The 23,283-nt window shown below is 72.0% G+C and carries 21 protein-coding genes and 1 tRNA gene; 8 read left to right on the top strand and 14 right to left on the bottom strand.

Annotated features, from left to right (window positions below; all coding sequences use genetic code 11):
* The first annotated feature begins 51 nt into the window (after positions 1-51).
* Positions 52-3,312 (top strand): SpaA isopeptide-forming pilin-related protein, encoded by a 3,261-nt coding sequence (locus IE251_RS05985; RefSeq protein ID WP_189751846.1) that lies wholly within the window; start codon positions 52-54, stop codon positions 3,310-3,312.
* A gap of 66 nt (positions 3,313-3,378) precedes the next feature.
* Here IE251_RS05985 and IE251_RS05980 read toward each other — a convergent pair whose 3' ends face one another.
* The gene (locus IE251_RS05980; RefSeq protein WP_189751845.1) at positions 3,379-3,879 is read right to left on the bottom strand and encodes a hypothetical protein; all 501 of its coding nucleotides are present in this window, start codon (positions 3,877-3,879) and stop codon (positions 3,379-3,381) included.
* Between the two features lie 283 nt (positions 3,880-4,162).
* On the opposite strand from IE251_RS05980, the gene IE251_RS05975 reads away from it, so the two are divergent.
* Together IE251_RS05975 and IE251_RS05970 are read left to right on the top strand one after the other, a co-directional pair.
* Entirely contained in the window at positions 4,163-4,534 is a 372-nt protein-coding gene (locus tag IE251_RS05975; protein ID WP_051815512.1) for a beta/gamma crystallin domain-containing protein, read from the top strand.
* 81 nt (positions 4,535-4,615) lie between these two features.
* Positions 4,616-6,007 (top strand): M1 family metallopeptidase, encoded by a 1,392-nt coding sequence (locus tag IE251_RS05970; RefSeq protein WP_189751844.1) that lies wholly within the window; start codon positions 4,616-4,618, stop codon positions 6,005-6,007.
* 23 nt (positions 6,008-6,030) lie between these two features.
* On the opposite strand, the gene IE251_RS05965 is transcribed toward IE251_RS05970, so the two are convergent.
* From IE251_RS05965 to IE251_RS05955, 3 genes are all read right to left on the bottom strand, one after another.
* Positions 6,031-6,723, bottom strand: a complete 693-nt coding sequence (locus IE251_RS05965; protein ID WP_189751843.1) for a pentapeptide repeat-containing protein — start codon at positions 6,721-6,723, stop codon at positions 6,031-6,033.
* 113 nt (positions 6,724-6,836) lie between these two features.
* A complete protein-coding gene (locus IE251_RS05960) occupies positions 6,837-8,243 on the bottom strand; it encodes an NAD(P)/FAD-dependent oxidoreductase (protein WP_189751842.1) in 1,407 nt (468 codons plus the stop codon).
* A 10-nt stretch (positions 8,244-8,253) separates the two neighbouring features.
* Positions 8,254-8,907 (bottom strand): rhomboid-like protein, encoded by a 654-nt coding sequence (locus tag IE251_RS05955; RefSeq protein ID WP_189751841.1) that lies wholly within the window; start codon positions 8,905-8,907, stop codon positions 8,254-8,256.
* Here IE251_RS05955 and IE251_RS05950 point away from each other — a divergent pair.
* Positions 8,906-9,817 carry an aminoglycoside phosphotransferase family protein gene (locus tag IE251_RS05950; protein ID WP_189751840.1) on the top strand — a complete coding sequence of 304 codons (912 nt, stop codon included), beginning with the start codon at positions 8,906-8,908 and terminating at the stop codon, positions 9,815-9,817. The two genes, IE251_RS05955 and IE251_RS05950, sit on opposite strands and share 2 nt — an antisense overlap.
* Positions 9,818-9,857: 40 nt before the next feature.
* Here the strand turns inward: IE251_RS05950 and IE251_RS05945 are convergent.
* Positions 9,858-9,931, bottom strand: a tRNA-Thr gene (locus IE251_RS05945).
* Between the two features lie 207 nt (positions 9,932-10,138).
* Here IE251_RS05945 and msiK point away from each other — a divergent pair.
* The 3 genes from msiK to IE251_RS05930 all read left to right on the top strand — a co-directional run bounded on the left by msiK (position 10,139) and on the right by IE251_RS05930 (position 12,771).
* Positions 10,139-11,275: a diacetylchitobiose ABC transporter ATP-binding protein MsiK gene (gene msiK, locus IE251_RS05940; protein ID WP_189751839.1), complete on the top strand. Its 1,137-nt coding sequence runs from the start codon at positions 10,139-10,141 to the stop codon at positions 11,273-11,275.
* A 176-nt stretch (positions 11,276-11,451) separates the two neighbouring features.
* Positions 11,452-11,913 (top strand): hypothetical protein, encoded by a 462-nt coding sequence (locus IE251_RS05935; protein WP_189751838.1) that lies wholly within the window; start codon positions 11,452-11,454, stop codon positions 11,911-11,913.
* A gap of 126 nt (positions 11,914-12,039) precedes the next feature.
* Positions 12,040-12,771, top strand: a complete 732-nt coding sequence (locus tag IE251_RS05930; RefSeq protein WP_189751837.1) for a nucleotidyltransferase family protein — start codon at positions 12,040-12,042, stop codon at positions 12,769-12,771.
* Between the two features lie 102 nt (positions 12,772-12,873).
* Here the strand turns inward: IE251_RS05930 and IE251_RS05925 are convergent, their stop codons facing one another.
* From IE251_RS05925 to IE251_RS05895, 7 genes are all read right to left on the bottom strand, one after another.
* Entirely contained in the window at positions 12,874-14,565 is a 1,692-nt protein-coding gene (locus IE251_RS05925; RefSeq protein WP_189751836.1) for a DoxX family protein, read from the bottom strand.
* A gap of 150 nt (positions 14,566-14,715) precedes the next feature.
* On the bottom strand, positions 14,716-15,657 hold the full coding sequence (gene rlmB / locus IE251_RS05920) for a 23S rRNA (guanosine(2251)-2'-O)-methyltransferase RlmB (RefSeq protein WP_189751835.1): 942 nt from the start codon (positions 15,655-15,657) through the stop codon (positions 14,716-14,718).
* A gap of 88 nt (positions 15,658-15,745) precedes the next feature.
* Positions 15,746-17,149, bottom strand: coding sequence for a cysteine--tRNA ligase (cysS, locus tag IE251_RS05915; RefSeq protein WP_189751834.1), 1,404 nt, complete (start codon positions 17,147-17,149; stop codon positions 15,746-15,748).
* Between the two features lie 58 nt (positions 17,150-17,207).
* A complete protein-coding gene (locus tag IE251_RS05910) occupies positions 17,208-17,612 on the bottom strand; it encodes a PPOX class F420-dependent oxidoreductase (protein WP_189751833.1) in 405 nt (134 codons plus the stop codon).
* Positions 17,613-17,668: 56 nt separating this feature from the next.
* Entirely contained in the window at positions 17,669-18,163 is a 495-nt protein-coding gene (ispF, locus tag IE251_RS05905; RefSeq protein WP_030779667.1) for a 2-C-methyl-D-erythritol 2,4-cyclodiphosphate synthase, read from the bottom strand.
* The gene (gene ispD / locus IE251_RS05900; protein WP_189751832.1) at positions 18,153-18,905 is read right to left on the bottom strand and encodes a 2-C-methyl-D-erythritol 4-phosphate cytidylyltransferase; all 753 of its coding nucleotides are present in this window, start codon (positions 18,903-18,905) and stop codon (positions 18,153-18,155) included. Before ispD ends, ispF begins: the two co-directional genes overlap by 11 nt.
* A 279-nt stretch (positions 18,906-19,184) precedes the next feature.
* Entirely contained in the window at positions 19,185-19,667 is a 483-nt protein-coding gene (locus IE251_RS05895) for a CarD family transcriptional regulator (protein WP_003953493.1), read from the bottom strand.
* 615 nt (positions 19,668-20,282) lie between these two features.
* Here IE251_RS05895 and IE251_RS05890 point away from each other — a divergent pair.
* Positions 20,283-20,987 (top strand): copper chaperone PCu(A)C domain-containing protein, encoded by a 705-nt coding sequence (locus IE251_RS05890; protein ID WP_189751831.1) that lies wholly within the window; start codon positions 20,283-20,285, stop codon positions 20,985-20,987.
* Positions 20,988-21,111: 124 nt separating this feature from the next.
* Here the strand turns inward: IE251_RS05890 and phoP are convergent, their stop codons facing one another.
* On the bottom strand, positions 21,112-21,783 hold the full coding sequence (phoP, locus tag IE251_RS05885; protein ID WP_465195177.1) for a two-component system response regulator PhoP: 672 nt from the start codon (positions 21,781-21,783) through the stop codon (positions 21,112-21,114).
* Positions 21,784-21,788: 5 nt separating this feature from the next.
* Entirely contained in the window at positions 21,789-23,084 is a 1,296-nt protein-coding gene (gene phoR / locus IE251_RS05880; RefSeq protein ID WP_189751830.1) for a two-component system sensor histidine kinase PhoR, read from the bottom strand.
* Positions 23,085-23,283: the final 199 nt, after the last annotated feature.

The following is a 23,283-nucleotide window of genomic DNA, read 5'->3' as shown; positions in this document are numbered from 1 at the left end:
CCGGGAATGTCGTCCCCGCCGCGCCGGTCCCGTCGGCGAAGCCTATGGGGCATGCATTCCATCGGAAACCGTGTGGCGGCTCTCCGGTCCGGACTGGGCCGGGCCGGTCTCGCCTGCGCACTCGTGGCGGGCCTGGCCCCCACCCTGATCCTCGGTGTGGGAGCCGGCCAGGCCCAGGCCGCCCCGCTGCCGGGCGGGCTCGGCCCCTGCGTCCCGGGGGACTGCCCGGACCCGTTCCCGGGCATCAACAACGGCCCCTTCGCGGGCCGGGACAACGGCATCAACATCTTCGTCGGCAACGACTTCCTCGTCCGGGGCAGGGCCGCCGAGGCGGAGGGCCGGATCGTCGTCCTGGACGACTTCGACATGGCCAAGGACACCGGGGGCAGCTCCGTCTACAACGTCGGCATCGTCGGCGTCGGCTCGCGGGTGCCACCGCCCGACGGCGCGGACTTCCTGACCACCGGCGGCGACATCACCGTCGCCCCCGGCCAGCGGCTGCTCGCCGAGGGCGGGGTCGTCCGGTACGGCGGCACGGTGACCGGCACGGTGGAGGGCACCCTCGTCCACGACCCGGACGCCGCACAGCCGTACCTGCCGCTGCGCGACCAGCTGACCGCCGCGAGCCAGTGCTACGCCCGCGTGGACGGGACGCCCCGGCCGGCCACCGGTACGGCGGTGAACCAGGGCTACCAGACGCTGTTCACAGGCGACGGCACCTCCGCGCTCCAGGTGTTCAACGTCGACTTCGACCTCACCGGGCCCGGCGGGGGCCAGCAGGGGATCGCCTTCGCGAACATCCCGGACGACGCGACGATCCTGGTCAACATCGTCGGCGCCAACCGGGTCATCAACACCTACAGCGGCGGCATCGACGACGCGACCGACCCGTTCAACGCCTACCGCGAACGCCTGCTGTGGAACTTCCCCGACGCCACCTCGGTGAACCTGACCGGCACGGGCCAGTTCCAGGGCAGTGTCCTGGTCGGTCAGCAGGCGTCCATGACCACGGTGTCGCTGCCCGGGATGGACGGCCGCTTCCTCACCACCGGTTCGCTCACCCACACCAGCGCCCAGACGGGCGTCGAGTTCCACTCGTACCCGTTCAACGGCGACCTGCCGGACTGCGGCGGCGAGCCGCAGCCGGTCACCGGCGAGGTCCGCGTCGAGAAGACCGACGCCGAGACCGGAGACCCGCTCGCGGGCGCCGAATTCGAGCTGTGGGAGGAGACGAACGGCACGCCCGGCCTCCAGACCTCCGGCGCCGACCCCGACACCCGCGTCGGTGACACCTGCACCACCGGCACGGACGGCCTCTGCGCCCGGACGGTGGAGACCGGCACGTACTACTGGCGCGAGACCGCGGCCCCCGACGGCTACGACCTCCCCAACCCCAACGTCTTCGGCCCCCTGACCCTCACAGAGGCCAACGCCGACGACGGCGTACAGACCACCGCCGCGAACACCCGCACCGAGGAACCCCAGCCGGTCACCGGCGAGGTCCGCGTCGAGAAGACCGACGCCGAGACCGGTGATCCCCTCGCGGGCGCCAAGTTCGAGCTGTGGGAGGAGACCAACGGCATCCCGGGCCTCCAGACCGGCGGCGCCACCCCCGACAGCCAGGTCGGCGGTGTGTGCACCACCGGCGCGAACGGCCTGTGCGTACGGACGGTGGAGACCGGCACGTACTACTGGCGCGAAACGGCGGCCCCCGACGGCTACGACCTCCCCGACCCGAACGTCTTCGGCCCCCTGGTTCTGACCGAGGCCAACGCCGACGACGGCGTGCAGATCACCGCCGCGAACACCCCCACCGAAGAACCCCAGCCGGTCACCGGCGAAGTCCGCGTCGACAAGACCGACGCCGAGACCGGAGCACCGCTGGAGGGCGCGGTGTTCGAGCTGTGGGAGGAGACCAACGGCACCCCCGGCCTCCAGACCGGTGGGCTCGACCCCGACACCCGCGTCGGCGGCACCTGCACCACCGGCACGGACGGCGTGTGCGCGCGGACGGTGGAGCCGGGCACGTACTACTGGCGCGAGACCGCGGCCCCCGACGGCTACGACCTCCCCAACCCCAACGTCTTCGGCCCCCTGACCCTCACCGAGGCCAACGCCGACGACGGCGTACAGACCACCGCCGCGAACACCCGGACCGACGAACCCCAGCCGACCACCGGCGAAGTCCGCGTCAACAAGATCGACGCCCAGACCGGCCGACCCCTCGCCGACGCCGTGTTCCAGCTGTGGAAGGAGACCAACAACACCCCCGGCCTCCAAACCGGCGGCGCCAACCCCGACACCCAGGTCGGCGGCACCTGCACCACCGGCACAGCCGGCCAGTGCACACGGACCGTCACACCCGGCACCTACTACTGGCGCGAGACCGCAGCCCCCAACGGCTACGACCTCCCCAACCCCAACGTCTTCGGCCCCCTGACCCTCACCGAGGCCAACGCCGACGACGGCGTACAGACCACCGCCGCGAACACCCGGACCGACGAACCCCAACCGACCACCGGCGAAGTCCGCGTCGACAAGATCGACGCCCAGACCGGCCGACCCCTCGCCGGCGCCGTGTTCCAGCTGTGGAAGGAGACCAACAACATCCCCGGCCTCCAGACCGGCGGCGCCAACCCCGACACCCAGGTCGGCGGCACCTGCACCACCGGCACAGCCGGCCTCTGCACGCGAACGGTCACACCCGGCACCTACTACTGGCGCGAGACCGCAGCCCCCAACGGCTACGACCTCCCCAACCCCAACGTCTTCGGCCCCCTCGTCCTGACCGAGGCCAACGCCGACGACGGCGTACAGACCACCGCCGTGAACATCCGGGCCGAGGAACCGGACACAGAGGGCACCCTCAAGATCAAGAAGACCGATGCCCAGAACGGCAAGCCCCTCGCGGGCGCGGTCTTCGAGCTGTGGAAGGAGACCAACGGAACTCCCGGCCTCCAGACCTCCGGCACCGACGCCGACACCCGCATCGGTCAGCGCTGCTCCACCGACGCCCGGGGCACCTGCACCTTCGACGACCTCCCGCTCGGCGAGTACTACGTGCGCGAGGTCGCCGTGCCCGACGGCTACCGACTGCCCGACGACCCGGTCAGCGGTCCGCACGAGCTGACCGAGGACAACGCAGAGGACGGCATCACCGTCCGGCTCGGCAACCGCCGCTGCGAGCCCGGCCACCACGGCTACGGCGACGACGACGGCTACGGACACTCCGGTGGCTACGGCGACTCCGGCACAGGCTGCGGAGCCCCGGACGACCACGATGACTCCGGCAAGGAGTACGGAGACAAGTAGCGGCACGTTCCAACGCGCCCCCTCCGGATGCCGTGAGCCGGAGGGGGCGCTCTCATGTCCGGCGCCCTACGGCACCCGGGGGAAGCGGGCCTGGAGGGTCCAGATCACCGGGTTCTCCGCCAGGTCCTCGTGCATGTCGGTGAGGTCCGCCAGCAGGTCGTGCAGGAAGTCCCGGGCCTCCCGGCGCAGTTCGGCGTGGGAGAAGGAGAGCGGGGGCTCCTCGGCCGGGGTCCAGTCGGAGGTGATGTCGACCCAGCCGAAGCGGCGCTCGAACAGCATCCGGTCGGTGGACTCGGTGAAGTCCAGCTCGGCCCGCTGCGGCCGGGCGGCCCGGGAGCCCATCGGGTCCCGGTCCAGTTGCTCGACGATGTCGCACAGCGCCCACGCGAAGTCCAGCACCGGCACCCATCCCCAGGCTGTGGACAGCTCCCGGTCGGTCTCGGTGTCCGCGAGATAGACGTCCCCGCAGAACAGGTCGTGCCGCAGCGCGTGCGCGTCCGCGCGCCGGTAGTCGGTCTGCGGTGGGTCCGGGAACCGCTGGGAGAGGGCATAGCCGATGTCGAGCACGGAGAGATGGTGTCACGCCGGTCCCCCCGGAACCGCTGTCGGCCCTCCCGGACACCCCCACGCCCACCTGGGACCACCCGCCGTACACCCCACGGCCCCGCTCCACCGGACCCATATAAAGGGAAGGCAAAGAACATCACGTGCCGTTCCTGGCCGACACAGCGCTGAGCCAGGATTGAAGCGCACAAGGGCCGACTGCCCGCCCGACAGGGCAGTTGCCTCACCGTTCGGGATGAACCCCGGCTCACGCAGCGTGCCCGACCCCTCAGGGAGATGTCACATCGTGCCCACCGCCAGGAAGACCACCCGGAACCTGTTAGCCGTAGCGTTACTGACCGCGGGCCTCGCCGTCGCGACTCCGGTGAACGCCGCGCACGCCATGAACCAGACGCCTTGCACCAGTGACGACTTGTTGCACATCTGGGGCCACTACAGCCGTCCGATCATTGTCGGCCCCAACGGGCCCTTCGAATACTGCGCCGCCAACGCGGGAACCATGAGTCTCGGAGCCGGCGCCTGGGTGGACAAGATCTCCACCGGGAACAACGACATCCAGATGAACGACGCCAACGGCTCCACCGTCAAGATCAGCCGCTGGAACATCGTGACCTACCCCACCCGGCCGCCGAACATCACGTCCATTCAGATCTTCTGAGGCGCCGACACGTTCAGCGGAGGCACGCCCCACCCGCCGTACGCCCCACCGCCGTACCCCCGCCCGCCTAAGATCACTGGCATGTCCAGATCCGTACGCCTTGTCCCGGCCCTCGCGTCGCTGCTGGTCCTCGCCCTGACCGGCACCGCGTGCGACGCCGGTGTCCGGGGCGCCCCGGGCGGCTCCGGTGTGGGCGACCCGTACTTCCCGAAGGCCGGCAACGGCGGCTACGACGTCGGGCACTACAGCCTCGCCCTGGACTACACCCCGGCCAACCGCCGGCTCACCGGCACCGCGGTCATCACCGCCCGGGCCACCCGGGACCTGTCCGCGTTCGATCTCGACCTCGCCGGACTGCACGTCGAGTCGGTCGACGTGGAGGGCGAGAAGGCCCGCTGGAACCGCACCGGGCAGGAACTCACCGTCCGCCCGCACACCGACCTCAGCAAGGGCGAGACCTTCCGCGCGACCGTCCGCTACTCGGGCACCCCGCGCACCCTCACCGACCCCGACGGCTCGAAGGAGGGCTGGCTGCCCACCGCCGACGGCGCCCTCGCGCTCGGCGAACCCGTCGGCTCCATGACCTGGTTCCCCGGCAATCACCACCCTTCCGACAAGGCGACCTACGACATCGCGGTCACCGTCCCCCAGGGCCTCAAGGCGGTCTCGGTGGGCGAGCAGACGGACCAGACCTCGAAGGGCGGCCGCACGACCTACCGCTGGCAGTCGGCCCAGCCCATGTCGAGCTACCTCGCCACCGTCGCCGTCGGCCGCTTCGACATCGCCCGCACCACCGGCCCCCACGGCCTGCCGGTCGTCACCGCCGTCGACCCCCGCCAGGCCCGCGTGAGCGCCGGCGTGCTCGCGCGGATCCCGGAGATCCTGGACTGGGCCGAGACCAACTTCGGCCCGTACCCCTTCTCCTCCGCCGGCGCGATCGTGGACCGACCCGGCGACGCCGGTTACGCCCTGGAGACCCAGACCCGCCCCGTCTTTCCCGGCCCGCCCGACGTCTCCACCCTGGTGCACGAACTCGTCCACCAGTGGTACGGCGACTCGGTCGGTCCCGCGTCCTGGCGGGACATGTGGCTCAACGAGGGCTTCGCGACGTACGCGGAGTGGCTCTACGACGAGGACCACGACGGACCCACCGCCCAGGAGACCTTCACCAGCCTCTACGAGGACGGCCCAGACGACCTCTGGGCCTTCCCGCCGGCCCGGCCGACGAGCGCCGCGCACATCTCCGACGCGCCCGTCTACCAGCGCGGCGCGATGGTCGTGCACAAGATCCGCCAGACCGTCGGCGACGACACCTTCTACGACATCGTCCAGGGCTGGGCCGCCGCCCACCGCCACGGCACCGCCGACACCGCCGACTTCGTCCGTTACGTGGAGCGGAAGGCCCCGGGCAAGGACTTCCGCACCATCTGGAAGGACTGGCTGTACGGGGACGGCAAGCCCGCCCACGCCTGAGGCCCCGCCACGTCCGCCGTGGCTCAGTCCGTCACCCGTATGCCCAGCTCCGCCGCCAGCAGCGGGGCCAGGTCCAGCAGCTGGCCCGTGCCGATCACCGCGCCGGACAGGCGGTCCAGGCCCCGGGCGATCTCCAGCGGCGCGGCACCGCGCAGATCGACGTCCGCCAGCGTCGCGCTGCCGAAGTCGGCCCCCTTCAGGGCGCAGTCGACGAACTCCACCCGCTCCAGCCGCGCCCCCGCGAAGTCCGGCTCGACCAGCACACAGGACTCGAACACGACGTCCTTCAGCCGGGCCTCGCGCAGATTCAGGAAGTCGATCTTCCCGCCCCGGACCACGACCCGCTCCAGCACCGCCCCGTGCATCTGGGTGCCGCCCAACCGCGCGTCGACCAGCTCGACATCGCGGAACGTGGACTCCGCGAGCCCGGTGCCGACCCCGCGCAGGCCGGTCAGGACCGAGTCCAGCACCCGGGCTCTGCCCAGCGCCGTCTCGTCCAGGACGCAGCCCGTCAGCGCGCAGTCCATGAACCGGGCGCCCCGCGCGTCCTGCCCGGCCAGGTCCCGTTCCCGGAACTCCAGCCCGTCGTAGTCCCCGTCCGGCTCCAGTGCGCCGCCGTCCCAGGGGGCCAGGGCCGGCAGCCGCAGCTCCGGCCGCCGCGCGCCCCGCACCGCCGTCCGGCCCCCGGGCCGGCCCTCCGTCGCTCGCCTCACCATGCCCCCCATGCTGCACCCCGCCACTGACAATCCGCCCGAGCTGCGGAAACGCCGGAATGTCAGAGGCGGCGAGGCGCCGTACGCCGGATCCGCGCAAGGAGACGGAGGCCCGGTCAGTGGCGGCCCGCCACCCGGTCCGCCAGGCGGGCCAGCCTCGAGGACCGGGTGTCCGGGTAGCGGCGTTCGCGCCGGTCGGCCGCGCGGTAGGTGGCGTACATGCCCTGCACGCCCAGCCAGCGGAAGGGCTCCGGCTCCCACTTGCGGACCCGGTGGCCGACCCAGGGCAGCTCCGTCAGCTCGGTCCGCCCGCCCTGGCCGGAGTCCTGCCGGACCAGGTCGCGCAGGGTGCGGGCGGCCAGGTTGGCGGTGGCGACGCCGGAGCCGACGTAGCCGCCCGCCCAGCCGAGCCCGGTGGAGCGGTCCAGCGTGACGGTGGCGCACCAGTCGCGCGGCACGCCGAGCACCCCCGACCAGGCGTGCTCGATCCGCACGCCCGCCAGGGACGGGAAGAAGCGGGTCAGGATCTCGCGCAGCGCCGCGACGGTCGCCTCCTGCGTGCGGCCGTCGTTGTCGGTGCGCGAGCCGAACCGGTACGGCACCCCGCGCCCGCCGAGCGCGATCCGGCCGTCGGCGGTGCGCTGCGCGTACATGTAGGCGTGCGCCATGTCGCCGAGGGTCTCGCGGCCCGCCCAGCCGATCGCCGCCCACTGCTCCTCGGTCAGCGGCTCGGTCGCGATCATCGAGGAGTTCATCGGCAGCCAGGTCCGCCGCTGGCCCTTGAGCGCGGCGGTGAAGCCCTCGGTGCAGCGCAGGACATAGGGCGCGCGGACCGTGCCGTAGGGGGTGACCGCGTGCTTGGGGCGGATCTCCGTCACCGGCGTCGACTCGTGGATGGTCACCCCGAGCGCCTCCACGGCCGCCGCGAGCCCCTTCACCAGCTTCACCGGGTGCAGCCGGGCGCCGTGCGGGGTCCAGGTGGAGCCGACCGCGTCCGCGACCCGGATCCGCTCGGCGGTCTCCCGGGCACCGTACAGCTCCCGGTCCGTCTCGCCGTGGGCCAGCTCGTGCGCGTGGAACGCCTTCAGCCGCGCCAACTGCGCCGGTGTGGTGGCCACTTCCAGGACACCGCCCTGGTGGAGGTCGGCGTCGATGCCCTCCGCGCGGGCGACCGCGACCACCTCGGCGACCGTGTCGTTCATCGCCTTCTGCAGCCGTACGGCGGCCTCGTGGCCGTGCAGCCGGGCGTACCGGTCCCGGCCCGCGATGCCGTTGTACAGCCAGCCGCCGTTGCGGCCGGAGGCCCCGTAACCGCAGAACTTCTGCTCCAGCACGGTGATCCGCAGGAACGGCGCCGCCTTCTTCAGGTAGTACGCCGTCCACAGACCGGTGTACCCGCCGCCGACGATGACGACGTCCGCGGACGCGTCCCCAGTCAGCGGCTCGCGCACCGCCGGGAGCCCGTCGTCCGCGTACCAGAACGAGACGCCGCCGTTGACGGCACTGCTTGCCGAGCTGTTCATGGCCGGGACGTTAACCCCTGAGCCCGGCCGGTGTCTCCTTCGGATTCCATGCTTTTCCCCGCCCCCTGACCAGCGGAAAGCAGGCCAGACCGGACAGCGCCGCGAGGAGGTGGCCGACGTCCGTGACGGTCGGGCCGGCGGCCAGCGGCAGCGCGAACACGGCGAGCACCGCCGCCAGATACCCGTACCGCCAGGGCACCGCGATCCGGTAGCCGAGCACCGCGATCACCCCGGCCAGCGCGTAACTGACCCCGATGTCCAGGGTGTCGACGGCGGTGAGCGGGGCGCGGCCCGTGCGGATCGCCGCCAGCAGCAGGGCCTCGCTCGCCAGCGACGCCGGCACATGGGCCAGCGCGCACACCGCCAGCCAGCGGGCCGTGCCCAGCCAGCGCTCGGCCGGCGCGTGGAACACCGTGTACAGGAAGGCGTACGGCAGCCAGTGCCCGCTCTCGATCCACATCGCGCTCGCCACCAGCACCCGCACGGGGTCGCGCGACAGCTCGTGCAGGTTCGTCGACCGGTGCCGCAGGAAGTTCTCCTCGAACTCGGGCGGCATGGAGTGCAGCGCGACGGTCGTGGCGAAGAGCACCGCCAGCCACACATGGGTGCCGGGAGCGCCGCGGAGGTACGCCCACACCCCGCGCAGGCCCCGGTTAATTCGCATGAACCGATTGACGCACGCCGGTATCGTCCGGGTCGTGATCGACATCCCCGGGGAACTGGCCGAAGCGCAGGAGATGTACAACGGGGCGGCGGGCAAGGCGTTCATCGCCGCGCTGCCGGACCTCGCGGCCCAGTTCATGGACCGCTGGGGGCTCCGCCTCGACGGGCCCTCGATGAACGGCGTCAGCGCCCTGGTGCTGCCGGTGGTCCGCGCCGACGGCGTCCGCGCGGTCCTCAAGCTCCAGCTGCTCGACGAGGAGAGCGAGGGCGAGCCGGTCGCGCTGCGCGCCTGGGACGGCGACGGGGCCGTACGGCTCCTCGACCACGACCCGGCCACCGGCACCATGCTCCTGGAGCGCCTGGACGAGACCCGGATGCTGGCCCACCTCGCCGACACCCGCGAGGCGGTCCTGGTCATCGCCCGGCTGCTGGCCCACCTGACGTCCTTCCCTGCCCCGCCCGGCCTGCGCCGCCTCGGCGACATCACCGCGCGCATGCTGGAGCGGACCCCCCGGGCCCTGGACCGCATCCCCGACCCCGAGGCCCGCCGGATCGTCGCCGACTGCGCCGCCGCCGTCCGCGAGGTCGCCGACGAGCCCGGCGACCGGCTGCTGCACTGGGACCTGCACGACGAGAACGTGCTGGCCGCCGAGCGCGCCGACTGGCTCGCCATCGACCCCAAGCCGCTGGCCGGCGACCCCGGCTTCGAGCTGTGGCCCGCCCTGGACAACCGGTACGAGGCGACCGAGGTCCGCTGGCGCTTCGACGCGATGACCGACGTCCTCGGCCTGGACCGGGCCCGGGCCCGCGCCTGGACCTACGGCCGGCTGCTGCAGAACGCCCTGTGGGACGTGGAGGACGGCCGCCCCATCGACCCCCGCCAGCTGGAGATCGCCCGCCTCCTGGCATGAAAAGGCCCAGGTGGGAGCGGATCCCACCCGGGCTTGCCGGAGCCCCCTGTCGGATTCGAACCGACGACCTTCGCTTTACAAGAGCGGCGCTCTGACCAGCTGAGCTAAGGAGGCGCGCACCTGGGTGCTCGTGCAGTGTACCCAGGTCTGGGGGTGGGCCTGTCGAAAATTTCCGCGAAGTTCACCGGGGCCGGGGTACTGACAGGGCCGGTGATCGCCAGGTAGCGTCTCGGTCCAGTTCACCCCGGTGGACTACACCAACCACCTTCCTACAACGGATCGTCCGGCACGTTCCTGCCGGTAGAAGGGGGCCCATTCACCATGGCCACAGTCACGTTCGACAAGGCGACCCGGATCTACCCGGGTTCCGACAAGCCCGCCGTCGACGCACTCGACATCGCGATCGAGGACGGCGAGTTCCTTGTCCTGGTCGGCCCGTCCGGTTGCGGCAAGTCCACCTCCCTGCGGATGCTCGCGGGCCTGGAGGACGTCAACGGCGGCGCCATCCGCATCGGTGACCGCGACGTCACGCACCTGCCGCCCAAGGACCGGGACATCGCCATGGTGTTCCAGAACTACGCCCTCTACCCGCACATGACGGTCGCCGACAACATGGGCTTCGCGCTCAAGATCGCCGGCGTGCCGAAGGCGGAGATCCGGCAGAAGGTCGAGGAGGCCGCGAAGATCCTCGACCTGTCCCAGTACCTGGACCGCAAGCCGAAGGCGCTCTCCGGCGGTCAGCGCCAGCGTGTCGCCATGGGCCGCGCGATCGTGCGCGAGCCCCAGGTCTTCCTCATGGACGAGCCGCTGTCCAACCTGGACGCCAAGCTCCGCGTCTCCACCCGTACGCAGATCGCCTCGCTCCAGCGCCGGCTCGGCATCACCACCGTCTACGTCACCCACGACCAGGTCGAGGCCATGACGATGGGCGACCGGGTGGCGGTCCTCAAGGACGGTCTGCTCCAGCAGGTCGACTCGCCGCGGAACATGTACGACAGGCCCGCGAACCTCTTCGTCGCCGGCTTCATCGGCTCCCCCGCCATGAACCTGGTCGAGGTCCCGATCACCGACGGCGGCGTGAAGTTCGGCAACAGCGTCGTCCCGGTCAACCGGGAGGCCCTGAAGGCCGCCGCCGACAAGGGCGACCGCACGGTCACCGTCGGCGTCCGTCCCGAGCACTTCGACGTGGTCGAGCTGAACGGCGGCGCCGCCGCGTCCCTGTCGAAGGACTCCGCCGACGCCCCGGCCGGCCTCGCCGTGTCGGTCAACGTCGTGGAGGAGACCGGCGCCGACGGCTACGTCTACGGCACCGTCGAGGTCGGCGGCGAGCCCAGGGACCTCGTGGTCCGCGTCAACAGCCGCGCCGTGCCGGAGAAGGGCGCCACGCTGCACGTCGTGCCGCGTCCGGGCGAGACCCACGTGTTCTCCACCTCCACCGGCGAGCGGCTGTCCGACTGACGGTCCACAGCCCCGGGAAGGGCCCCCGCGCGCTCGGCGTGCGGGGGCCCTTCCCGTGCGATGGCGGTCTCCGACGGGTGGTTCGTCAACCCGCTACCCGGAAATCCCCGCCTTCCCATCCCCCAAAGGAGTGACGCAGTGTCTCCTTGTCATTACCGGGCGCTACCCTCACACGCGTGAAGCACTCCACCACCCCACAGACGCGACGCGGCCACCGGGGCGGCCCTGCCCGCCGGATCGGCCGTACTCTCGCCCTCGTCCTGCCCGTCTTCATGGTGCTCTCCGGGACCCTCGCGGTCACCCGGGTCAACTGGACGGGCAGCCCCGCCGACTCGGTCCTGGCCGCCTCCGACGTGACGACGGCGGCGATCCCCGCCCGGACGGCCGCCCGCGCGCCCGAGGAGGTGCTCCGCGAGCAGCTCATGGGCGAACTCCAGCACAAGGACCCCGGCGCGGTCCTCACCCACCTCCAGCGGGCCGTCAACGGACGCCCCTCGCTCGCCCGGCACTGCTCCTCCATCGCCCGCGCCCTCGGTACGGCCGCGGTGCGCATCTACGGCGCCTCCCGCGCCCAGTCCTACGCCCGCCCCGTGTGCGACACGTCCTTCGCCACAGGCGTCCTGGCAGCACACAGCTGACCCGCACCACCGCGCGTACACCCGCGCACCCCCAGGCGTACCCGACCGACCCGGCCGGCCGGCAGCGGCCCCGCGCGGGCCGCTGCCGCCGCCACACCGCGCCGGGGCGCCACGTACAGTGCGGTCATGACCCATCCGAGCGCCGCGTCGCGCCCCACTCAAGCCGTGGTCCTGGCCGGTGGCCAGGGCTCGCGGCTGCGTCCGTACACCGACGACCGGCCCAAGCCGATGGTCGAGATCCCCGGCACGGGCACGCCGATCATCGGCCACCAGCTCACCTGGCTCGCCGAGGAGGGTGTCACGGACGTGGTCGTCTCGTGCGGCCACCTCGCCGACGTCCTGCAGAAGTGGCTGGACTCGGCCGACCTGCCCGTCTCCGTCACCACCGTCGTGGAGAGCGAGCCCCTCGGCCGCGGCGGCGGCCTGCGCTACGCCGCCGCGCATCTGCCCCACCCCGACCGGCCCTGGTACGCCACCAACGGTGACATCTGGACCCGGTTCTCGCTGCGGGACATGGCCGACTTCCACACCGAGCGGGACGCCGTCGCCACCCTCGCGCTGGCCCGGCCGCGCATCCCCTGGGGCGCGGTGCAGACCGACGGGTTCGGGCACATCACCGACTTCATCGAGGCACCGCCGTCCACGTTCGAGATCAACGCGGGCGTGTACGTGTTCTCCCCGGAGTTCGCCACGCTGCTGCCGGAGCGCGGGGACCATGAGCGCACGACGTTCCCCCGCCTGGCCCGGGAGCACAAGCTGGCCGGGTTCCCCATCCCGCAGGGGGCGTACTGGCGGGCCATCGACACGGCCAAGGACCTGACCGAGGCGGCCAAGGAGCTGGCGGCACTGAGCCGGTAGACCGCCGGCGGCACCAGCCGGCAGGCCGTACGCCGAACCGCTGGACCCGTACGGCGAAGGGGCCCTGTACCTCCCCGGTACAGGGCCCCTTCGGCGTTTCCGTCAGCCCAGCAGGCCGCCCACCAGGCCCGGCTGGCCGGTGGCCGTGCTGCCGCCGCCGTCCGACGTGCTGCCGGTGGTGCCGCCGCCGGTCGACGTCGTGCCGCCGGTGCCGGTCGTACCGCCCGTGCTGGTCGGGCCCGCCGTGGTGCTGGGGGCGCCGCCCGTCGGCGCGGACCGGCGGGGCGGGACCTGGCCCGTGGTGCCCGTGGTCTGGGTCGGGGCCGCGGTGGTGGCACCGGCGGTGGCACGGCTGGTGCCGGACGGGGTCGCCGCTCCGGACGGGCTCGTGCCGGCCGTGGCGCCCTCCGTCGGCGCGGCCGAGGGCGACGCGGTCTTCTTGGGCCGCTTGCCGGGCTCCTGCGGCAGCGGGGAGCCGGGCAGGTGGTTGCGGGGGGCCTCGCCGGGGCCGGGGACGACCACGCGCCCGGAGTCCCGGACCGCGCCGCCCAGCAGGGAGCCGATCAGCAGGGTCAGGCCGACGGTGACCGCCGTGATCAGCGCGCCCCGGCGCAGCACGTAGCGGCGCAGCTCCCAGATGTCGGAGCGCGGGCCGAGCCGCCGCCAGGCGCTGCCCGCGAGCCGGCCGTCCACGGAGTACACGGGGGCGCCGGCGATGATCAGCGGGGACCAGGCGGCCAGGTAGATGATGTCCGGGGCGTCGTAGGCCGGGACCGTCTTCCAGCTGACGGTGACGATCAGCGAGGCCGAGAGCAGCGCGCCGACGACCGCGGCCACGCGCTGCCAGCAGCCCAGGATGGTCAGGACGCCGACGACGACCTGGAGGAAGGCGATCACCAGGCCGGAGCCGACCGGGTGCTGGAGGGCGAACTGGCGCAGCGGCTCGGCCACGTCCCACGGGTGCAGGGTGTTGAGCCACTTCACCATGGAGCCGCGCTCGCCGCCGTCGAAGTAGACGGGGTCGCACAGCTTGCCCATGCCGGCGTAGATGGAGATGAAGCCCAGGAAGATCCGCAGCGGGAGCAGGACCACGCCCAGGTTCATCCGGCGGCCGGGGTAGTAGGCGTGCCGGGACGGGTCGTCGCCCTGGCGGCGGGAGGGCCGCGGGTCGTCGGTGTCCTCGTCGTGACCGGGGTCCGCCGGGTACGTCTCGTACGGCCCGGTGTCGGCCTCGGGGTCGTCCGGGGGGTCGTAGGCGCCGGTGACCGTGCGCATGTGCGGCAGCAGCCGGGTGGCGCCGGCGGCGTCGGGAGCGGTGCGCTGGTGGCCCACGACGGGGGTCTCGACGGTCTGGTCGAGTCCGGTGCGGGTGTCGGCGTAGCCGGTCTGGACGCGCGGGATGACCTGGGTGGCGCCGGCCTCGGGCTCGTCGGCGTGGCGGACGCTGCTGCCCCGCACGGCCTGGAGGAGCCGGTGGGCGCCGGTGTCGTCGGGGGCCGACCGGCCGCTCCAGACGACGGGGCGGCGGCGGCCGGCGGCGTCGGCCGCCCGGCCCGCCGTGCCCAGGACCGGCTTGCGGGCGGTCTCCTGGCCGGTGGCGTGCAGATGCCGGGTGATCCGGGGGGACTGGGTGCCCTTCGCCGACGCGCCCAACTGCACGCGGAAGCTGGCGTGATTGACGATGACCTGCGCCGGATCGCTCGGCACCTTCACCATGCTCAGCGCGGGAGCGTCGTCGAAACCCGACGAGCGGTCCCCCGTGGGTGTGCGGGGTGTTCTGGTGTCCACACTCATCTAACCGAGTGACGTGGTGTTAGGACACTGCTTTGACCGCCCGGATGTGTCCGGACCCCGTCAAAGCCGTGCCCACCGCCGTACGGCCACCCGAATCACCCCGCAAGGGTGAGGCCCTGGACGGGTGTTCAGCCCGTCCGGGGCCGTCGGTCAGCTCCGCCTGCGCGCGGCCTCGTAGAGCACGATCCCGGCCGCCACGCCCGCGTTGAGCGACTCCGCGCCGCCCGGCATCGGGATGCGCACGCGGTAGTCGCAGGTCTCGCCGACCAGGCGGGACAGGCCCTTGCCCTCGCTGCCGACCACGATGGCCACCGGGCCCGCGAGGGCCTCCAGGTCGCCGAGTTCGACTTCGCCGTCCGCCGCCAGGCCGACCACCGTGAGGCCGGCCTTCTTGTAGGCCTCCAGCATCCGGGTGAGGTTGGTGGCACGGGCGACCGGCGTCCGGGCCGCCGTACCGGCGGAGGTCTTCCAGGCGCCCGCGGTCATGCCGGCCGAGCGGCGCTCGGGGACGATCACGCCGTGGCCGCCGAAGGCGGAGACCGAGCGGACGACGGCGCCGAGGTTGCGCGGGTCGGTGACCCCGTCCAGGGCGACGACCAGCGGGTCCTCGCCCTCCTCGGCGGCGGCGTCGAGGAGGTCCTCGGGGTGCGCGTACTCGTACGGCGGGACCTGGAGGACCAGGCCCTGGTGGTTGAGGCCGTTGGTCATGCGGTCCAGCTCGGGACGCGGGGCCTCCATCAGGTTGATGCCGCCGCGCTCGGCGGCGAGCTGGAGGGCCTCGCGGACGCGCTCGTCGTTGTCGATGAACTGCTGGACGTAGAGCGTGGAGGCGGGGACGCCCCCGCGGAGCGCCTCCACCACCGGGTTGCGGCCGACGACCAGTTCGGAGGTCGACCGGCCGGCACCCCGGCGCTGCGGCGCCCGGACCTGCGCGCGGCGGGCCTTGGCGGCGGCGGCGCGCTGCTTGGCGTGTCCCTTGCGCATCTCGGCGGGCGGGGTCGGGCCCTTCCCTTCCAGGCCCCGGCGCCGCTTGCCGCCGCTGCCGACCTGCGCGCCCTTCTTGCCGGACATGCGGCGGTTGTTCGCGGCCATGAGTTACCTGTCTCCGTGAGGCGTCGTACGTACGTCTTATGCAGTGTGCCGCCCGGAGGGCCGGGCGGCACAGTCGATCAGTCGCGGGTCAGCGCGCGCCGAGGCTCCAGCGCGGGCCCTGGGGGCTGTCCTCGATGACCAGCCCGGACTCCTTGAGCTGGTCGCGGATGGCGTCGGCGGTGGCCCAGTCCTTGCGGGCGCGGGCCGACTCGCGCTGGTCGAGGACCAGGCGGACGAGGCTGTCGACCACGCCCTGGAGGTCCTCGCCCCGGTCGCCGCTCTCGCCGGCCCAGTGGGCGTCGAGCGGGTCGAGCCCGAGGACGCCGAGCATGGCCCGCACCTCGGCGAGCCGGGCGACGGCGGCGTCCTTGTCGTCGGCGGCGAGGGCGCTGTTGCCCTGCCGGACGGTGGTGTGCACGACGGCGAGGGCCTGCGGGACGCCCAGGTCGTCGTCCATCGCCTCGGCGAAGGCGGGCGGGACCTCGGCGGCCGGCTCGACGGTCTTGCCGGCCAGCTCGGTGACCCGCTGGACGAAGCCCTCGATCCGCGCGAACGCGGACTCGGCCTCGCGCAGGGACTCCTCGCTGTACTCGATCATCGAGCGGTAGTGCGGGGTGCCCAGGTAGTAGCGCAGCACGATCGGGCGCCACTGCTTGACCATCTCGCTGACCAGGACGCTGTTGCCGAGCGACTTGGACATCTTGTCGCCGGCCATGGTGACCCAGGCGTTGTGCACCCAGTACCGGGCGAACTCGTCGCCGTAGGCCTTGGCCTGGGCGATCTCGTTCTCGTGGTGCGGGAAGATCAGGTCGAGACCGCCGCCGTGGATGTCGAAGGCGCTGCCCAGGTACTTGTGGGCCATCGCCGAACATTCCAGGTGCCAGCCGGGACGACCGGGTCCCCACGGGGTCGGCCAGCTCGGCTCGCCGGGCTTGACCGCCTTCCACAGGGCGAAGTCGCGCGGGTCCCGCTTGCCGGTCTCCCCCTCGCCGGACGGCTGGAGCAGGTTGTCCAGCTCCTGCCGGGACAGCTCCAGGTACTGGGGGAAGGAGCGGACGTCGAAGTAGACGTTGCCGTCGGCCGCGTAGGCGTGCCCGCGGTCGATGAGGCCCCGCATCATCTCGGTCATCTCGGTGATGTGACCGGTGGCGCGGGGCTCGTAGGTCGGCGGGAGGCAGCCGAGGGCGGTGTAGCCCTCGTTGAACGCCCGCTCGTTCTCGTAGCCGATCGACCACCAGGGCCGGTTCTGCTCGTGGCTCTTGGTGATGATCTTGTCGTCGATGTCGGTGACGTTGCGGATGAACGTCACCTCGTAGCCGCGGTAGGCGAACCAGCGGCGCATGATGTCGAAGTTCAGGCCCGAGCGGATGTGGCCGATGTGCGGGGCCGCCTGCACGGTGGCGCCACACAGGTAGATCGAGACACAGCCCGGCTTGAGCGGGGTGAAGTCACGGATCTGCCGGGCGCTGGTGTCGTACAGGCGAATAGTCACCACTCCAGAGTAGTGGGCGCATGGCGATGCCATGCGCCTTACCCGGCGGAACTCCCTCTCAGAGCGATCCGACGACCTTGCGCGGCGTGATCCGTACGACGACCCGCTGGGCGTCGTCCTTCGACGCCGGGTTGAAGTCGGCGTAATCCTTGCCGGTGTACTTGCGGCTGAGTTCGTCGATGAGCTCCGCGCCGCCCTCGGTCGTCATCTCGGCGGTGCCGCGGATCTCGGCGTACTCGTACGGGGACCCGGGGTTCAGGACGACGACGGTCACCCGGGGGTCGCGCTCGATGTTCAGGTACTTGCGGCGGTCGACCGTGGTGGAGAAGAGGAGGTCGTCACCGTCGCGCTTCACCCAGACCGGGGACAGCTGGGGGCTGCCGTCGGGCTGGAGGGTGCCGACGACGATGAACACCTTGTCGTCGAGGACGGACTTGAGCCGGTCGGACAGTGCGGCGGACATGGGTACCCTCCGAGTCCAGGGATGACTGGTGATCGTGAGGGTACCCTGGCACGCCGTCAGCGCACCCGCACCACCAGGGCCGTCGCCACCGCCATCAGTCCCTCGTCCCGGCCGGGGAAGCCCAGGCCGTCGGTGGTGGCGCCGGACACCGACACGGGGGCGCCGGCCGCCTCGGAGAGGATCTTCTGGGCCTCGTCGCGGCGCTTGCCGATCTTCGGGCGGGGGCCGATCACCTGTACGGCGATGTTGCCGACGGCGAAGCCGGCCGCGCGCACGATCCGGGCGGCCTCGGTGAGCAGGGTGACGCCGGAGGCGCCGGACCACTCGGGGCGGCCGGTGCCGAAGTGCTGCCCGAGGTCACCGAGCCCGGCGGCGGAGAACAGCGCGTTGCAGGCCGCGTGGGCGACCACGTCGGCGTCGGAGTGGCCGGCCAGTCCGGGTCCCTCGCCCTCCCACTTCAGGCCCGCGCACCACAGCTCGCGGCCCTCCTCGAAGGCGTGGATGTCGGTGCCGATGCCGACCTGGGGAAGCGGCGGTGCCTCAGAAGCCATCGGTGAGCCTCCTGCGGGCCAGTACCGCCTCGGCGAGGACCAGGTCCAGCGGGCGGGTGACCTTGAAGGCCTCCTCGTGGCCGGGGACGGCCACGACCGTGAGGCCCAGCTGCTCGACCATGCTCGCGTCGTCGGTGACGTTCTCGGTGACGGTCTCGTGGGCGCGGACCAGGGCCGCCCGGTCGAAGCCCTGCGGGGTCTGGACGGCGCGCAGCCGGGCCCGCTCGGGGGTGGCGACGACCGGCTCCGGGTCGCCGGCCGCGGCGGCGGGCTCGACCTCCTTGACCGTGTCGGCCAGCGGCAGCGCGGGCACCACGGCGGGGGCGCCGTCGCGTACGGCCTCCACGACCGCGTCGACCGTCTCGACCGGGACCAGCGGGCGGGCCGCGTCGTGGACCAGGACGACGCCGTACTGCGGCGGCAGGGCGTCAAGGCCGAGCCGGACCGACTCCTGCCGGGACTCGCCGCCGGGGACGACCAGGAAGTCCGTCCTCTCGGGCAGCGCGTGCGCGTCGAGCAGGGACTTGACCTCGGCGGCGCCGTCCGGCGGGGCCACCACGATCACCAGGGAGACATGGCGGGACGCGGCGAGGGCGCGGACCGCGTGGATGAGCATGGGCGTGCCGCTCAGCGCGCGGAGCGCCTTGGGGGCGCCCGGACCGAGGCGCACGCCCCGGCCGGCGGCGGGAATCACGGCGGCGACGGGGGTCTGCGCGGGCGTGGGGCGCGATTCGTCAGACATCGGTTCCTGTCAGGTTTGTGTGCTCGACCTACGTGGGTATGGCCTTCAGGAGTGCCGGGCGCGACGCCTTGACCGGACCCTTTCCGTGACCCTGGTCGAGCCTTCCGCCCGGGCCCGGCACGCCGAGTATCGGGGGGTCGAACCACAGGCTTCCCGGGGTGCGCCCCGCAGGGACGAACATGCCGCAGCGCCCGGCGACAGGGTCAGTGTCAACGGGCACCGCGGCATTTCACTGCTGTGCTGGGCGTGCCGGAAGCGATGGTTCGCTGCCTCTGCGCGTCAGGAGGCGAGCACCTCGTCGAGCAGGGCCTCGGCCTTGTCCTCGTTCGTGTTCTCCGCGAGCGCCAGCTCGCTCACCAGGATCTGGCGGGCCTTGGCGAGCATGCGCTTCTCACCGGCGGACAGTCCGCGCTCCCGCTCGCGACGCCACAGGTCGCGCACGACCTCCGCGACCTTGATGACATCGCCGGAGGCGAGCTTCTCCAGGTTTGCCTTGTAGCGACGGGACCAGTTCGTGGGCTCCTCGGCATACGGCGCGCGCAGCACCTCGAAGACCCGGTCCAGTCCGTCCTGACCGACCACATCACGCACGCCGACGAACTCCGCATTGTCCGCTGGCACACGTACCGTCAGGTCACCCTGGGCGACCTTCAGCACCAAGTAGGTCTTGTCCACGCCTTTGATCTGGCGAGTTTCGATAGCCTCGATCAGCGCGGCCCCGTGATGGGGATAGACCACGGTGTCGCCAACCTTGAACGTCATGTGACAGGTACCCCTTCCGTGGCTATCCAGGGTAACACGGATACGGCGTCTTCTGAATGGCGTTTTCGCAGGTCAGGGCATATCTCAGGGCTTGACAACAGCAACCGGGACGTGCTGCGAGGGCCTCACGGAAGCGGGTATTCGCAGGTCGGAGGGGCTCTCCGGGCGAGGTGAAACGCGTACGTTACACGCCCCGGGAGGCCACTCCAAGTGGCAGAACATCCCGGTTTGTCCGCCCTCGGGAGTGCGACTTCCGCTACTCCGTTCGGTGCCCACAGGTGGATGTGAGACGAATCCGAAATTGATCACCGGTCCCCGGACGGGCGCGCCGTGATCAATTTCGGGGGCGCGGCGCATTCCATCACGGAAATTTCGCGACGGTCGCCGAGAGGCGCGCACCGTCGCGTTATACGAATGGCAGACGAGCGCCTTCCCAATGTGACCGGCAGGTCACTTGTGCCCGCCGGGGTACCCCCACCTGGAGGGATGGACGGTGCTTGGGGGAGGGTCGGGTGCGGTGGCCCGGGAACGGCTCGGTAGCCTAAGGCCGCTGACAGACACTTAGGGCGGCTTTATAAGGGGAGCCGCCCGCGCGTTCAAGGAGTTGCCGCCGCCGTGAGCAGCAGCCTTCGACGCGGCGCCCTCGCCGCCTCCGCCATCGCATTCTCGATCGCCTCGCTCGCCGCCTGCGGCGCCGGCAATGACTCACAGACCCTGGAGATCAAGCCGGACAACGCGGCGACCAGCGTCGGCGCCATCAAGATCCAGAACGCCTTGGTCATCACCCAGCCCGACCTGAAGTCGACGGGTCCCGCGGTGATCTCCGCGACCTTCTTCAACTCGGGCGACACCGCCGAGACCCTGGAGTCCGTGACCCTCGAGGGCAGCGGCACGTCCGCCGACCTGAAGCCGGCCAAGGGCAAGAACGTGACCGTCCCCGCGGGCGGCTCGCTGGTCCTGGGCGGCAAGGGCAACGCCACCGCGACGCTGCCCAGCGGCCGCGAGGCCGTCAAGGACGGCGACGCCCAGAAGGTCACCTTCACCTTCAGCAAGACCGGCAAGGTGAGCCTGAGCGCCTTCGTGGTCCCGGCCACCAGCTACTTCGACAAGTGGGGTCCGTCCGAGGTCCCGTCCGGCAAGGCGTCGGCGCCGGCCTCGGCGTCCAAGTCCGGCGCGCCGGGCGCGAACCCGTCGGTGAGCGGCAAGCCCGAGAAGGGCGGCGAGCCGGTGAAGAGCGGCGAGCCGACCCCGTCGGGCAGCGCCTCCGGTGAGGCCGTCACCCCGAGCGACTCGGCCTCGCAGTCGGCCGCCGGTCACTGACCGTCGTAGACACACGCCGAGCCGACGGCCGCCGCAAGGCCACCGCCGAGCCGACGTGACGCCGAAGGGCGGCACCCCGTATCCCGGGTGCCGCCCTTCGGCATAGCCGCGTACCCGTCGCGGCCTACGGCTCGAACTTGTAGCCCAGCCCGCGCACCGTCACCAGGTAGCGCGGCGCGCCCGGGTCCGGCTCGATCTTGGCGCGCAGGCGCTTGACGTGGACGTCCAGCGTCTTGGTGTCGCCCACGTAGTCGGCGCCCCAGACGCGGTCGATGAGCTGCATGCGGGTGAGCACCCGGCCCGCGTTGCGCAGCAGCATCTCCAGCAGGTCGAACTCCTTCAGCGGGAGGTCGACCTTGGAACCGGCGACGGTGACCACGTGGCGGTCGACGTCCATGCGGACCGGGCCCGCCTCCAGGGCGGCCGGGGCGACCTCCTCCGGCTCACCGCGCCGGCGCAGCACCGCGCGGATGCGGGCGACCAGCTCCCGGGAGGAGAACGGCTTGGTGACGTAGTCGTCGGCTCCTATTTCGAGACCGACGACCTTGTCGATCTCGCTGTCCTTCGCGGTCACCATGATCACGGGGACGTTGGAGCGGCCGCGCAGCTGGCGGCAGACCTCGGTGCCGGGCAGGCCCGGCAGCATCAGGTCGAGGAGGACCAGATCGGCGCCGTTGCGCTCGAACTCGTCCAGACCGTCGGGACCGGTCGCCGCGACGGCGACCTCGAAGCCCTCCTTGCGGAGCATGTACGACAGGGCGTCGGAGAAGGACTCCTCGTCCTCGACGACGAGCACACGGGTCACGGAAGGACCTCCGGAGCGGGAAGCGAAGCGTACGGGGATGAGTCGATGGGGCCGGCCTCGTCGTCGAGGCCGGGGTGCTGCTGTGCGCGGTCGCGGGCCGCGCCCGCCTCCGGCAGCCTGAGGGTGAAGGTGGAGCCCTGGCCCTCGGCGCTCCAGACCGTGACCTCCCCGCCGTGCGAGGCGACCACGTGCTTGACGATCGCGAGACCGAGACCGGTGCCGCCGGTGGCGCGGGAGCGGGCCGGGTCGACCCGGTAGAAGCGCTCGAAGATGCGCTCCTTGTCCTTCTCGGAGATGCCGATGCCCTGGTCGGTGACGGCCAGCTCGATCATGTCGCCGCCGGGCGCGGAGACCCTGCGGGCGGCTATGCCGACGCGGGTGCGGGCCGGGGAGTAGTTGACGGCGTTCTCGACCAGGTTGCCGAGGGCGGCGGCCAGCTGTCCGCGGTTGCCCCACACGTGCAGATCGGCGATGCCGTCGTCGCGTCGCCCGCCCTGATCGGTCCCCTCGGGCGACCACACGTTCGAAGCCATCGTGATCTGCTTGGTGCCCGCCTGGTGGCGGCAGCGGTCGATGGCCTCGGCGACCAGCTCGTCCACGCGGACGGGCTCGGCGTCCTCCAGCGGGTCGTCGTTCTGCACCCGGGAGAGGTCGATCAGCTCCTGGACCAGGTTGGTCAGGCGGGTCGCCTCGATCTGCATCCGGCCGGCGAAGCGCTGTACGGCCTCGGGGTCGTCGGAGGCGTCCATGACGGCCTCGGAGAGGAGGGAGAGCGCACCGACGGGCGTCTTCAGCTCATGGCTGACGTTCGCCACGAAGTCGCGTCGTACCGCCTCGATCCTGCGGGCCTCCGTCAGGTCCTCGACCAGCAGCAGGACCAGGCGGGAGCCGAGCGGGGCCACGCGCGCGGAGACCGCGAGGGCCTCGCCGCGTCCGGTGCCGCGCCGGGGGAGATCCAGTTCGACCTGGCGTATCTCCCCGTCCCTGCGGGTGTCCCGGGCCATCTGGAGCATGGGCTCCACCGAGAGCGTGCCGCCGCGCACCAGCCCGAGGGCGTACGCGGCGGAGCTGGCCTTGACGACGGCGTCGGCCTCGTCGAGGACCACGGCGGAGGAGCGCAGCACCGACAGCACGGTGTCCACGCCGGGCGGGAGTACGGGATCGGTATGCAAAGAAGTCCTGGTCGGTCGCTTCTGGTCGCGTTCGCTCCAGCGGAACGCCAGCATGGCGATGACACCGGTGAGCACCCCGGCGATCGCTGCCGCTGCGGCGACCGCCGCGTTCACGTCCATGGCTCCAGGTTAGGCATGGGGTACGACATGCCCACAGCCGTCCGGGTGCGACCTCGAACACTCGTCGCCCAGAGTTCACCTTGGAGCCAGCATCGGTTCATTTGGGGTGGCGGAAAAGGACGCGTACGGGGCACAGCGTGGAACGTGGGGCACGTACCGCCGGTTTCGCCAGGGGGCGCACGTGTGATGTGACGGCCCC

Source organism: Streptomyces eurythermus (assembly GCF_014649115.1).
Lineage (GTDB): Bacteria > Actinomycetota > Actinomycetes > Streptomycetales > Streptomycetaceae > Streptomyces > Streptomyces eurythermus.
Note: the sequence above shows the minus strand (reverse complement) of the source record. Positions and strands in the feature narration are given on the sequence as shown.